Origin of the sequence: Streptomyces sp. NPDC102278 (assembly GCF_044766345.1) — a bacterium.
In the GTDB taxonomy this organism is placed as follows: Bacteria; Actinomycetota; Actinomycetes; order Streptomycetales; family Streptomycetaceae; genus Streptomyces.
This window is the reverse complement of sequence record NZ_JBIWLV010000050.1, coordinates 1-1065: the sequence shown is the minus strand read 5'-3', so window position 1 is coordinate 1065 and position 1065 is coordinate 1. Positions and strand designations below refer to the sequence as shown.

Genomic DNA, 1065 nt, shown 5'->3' with positions numbered 1-1065 from the left:
GCGGGCAGGGGCTCCGTCGGGACGGGGGCGTACTTGGCGATGACCTCTCGGAAGGCGTTGAACTTCTCCGTCGGGTCACCCGCCTCGTCGAGGGGCGCGTCATAGTCGTAGGAGGTGACGGTGGGCCGGTAGGTGTGCTTGTCGTTGGCGCCGTTCATGAAACCGAAGTTCGTACCACCGTGGAACATGTAGAAGTTGACCGAGGCGCCGGTGGCGAGCAGTTCGTCCAACTCCTGCGCCGCATCCTCGGCGTCGCGGACGATGTGGTTGCCGCCCCAGCGGTCGAACCAACCGATCCAGAACTCCGTACAGAGCAGCGGCCCCGACGGCCGGACCGCCCGCAGCGCGGCGAGACTCTGCGCCGAACGACTGCCGAAGTTGGCGGTCGCGAGAACACCCGGCAACGCACCGCGCTCCAGATCGGCCGGCTGATCACACGTGAACAGCGGCACATCGACACCGCAGCCGCGCAGGGAGTCGGCGAGGTGCTCCAGATAGGCGGTGTCGTCGCCGTAGGCTCCGTACTCGTTCTCCACCTGCACCGCGAGCACCGGACCACCCCGCGTGGCGAGCCGACTCCGCAACGGGAACAGGAGTTGGCGGAAGTAGTCGTCCACCGCGGCCAGGAACCGGGGATCGCGGCTGCGCAGCCGAATGTCCGGATCCGCCAGGAGCCACGACGGCAGACCACCACCCTCCCACTCCGCGCAAATGTACGGACCGGGACGCAGAAGCACGAACAACCCCTCGGCGGCGGCCAGATCGAGAAACCCCGGCAGATCCAAGCCCCCCTCCATCCGGAACTCACCTGGCCTCGGCTCGTGAAGATTCCATGGCACATACGTCTCCACCGTGTTCAACCCCATCAAACGAGCCTTCCGCAACCGATCACGCCAATGACCGGGATGAACACGGAAGTAATGCAGTCCACCCGAAAGAAAACGGAACGGCTCCCCATCGAGTCGGAAACCGTCATCATCGATCCGGAGAAGAGGCATGCGCGTGCTCCTCAGCTGAACGGGTGCGCGGGACTCGCGCCACTCCTGCATGTTTACGTAAACACGC

The 1065-nt window shown here is 65.3% G+C and carries 1 protein-coding gene; it reads right to left on the bottom strand.

The annotated features are described in order from the left end of the window. A partial coding sequence (locus ACIRO3_RS36885; protein ID WP_404144146.1) for a beta-galactosidase family protein occupies positions 1–998 on the bottom strand: 998 nt, incomplete at its 3' end. Positions 999–1065: the final 67 nt, after the last annotated feature.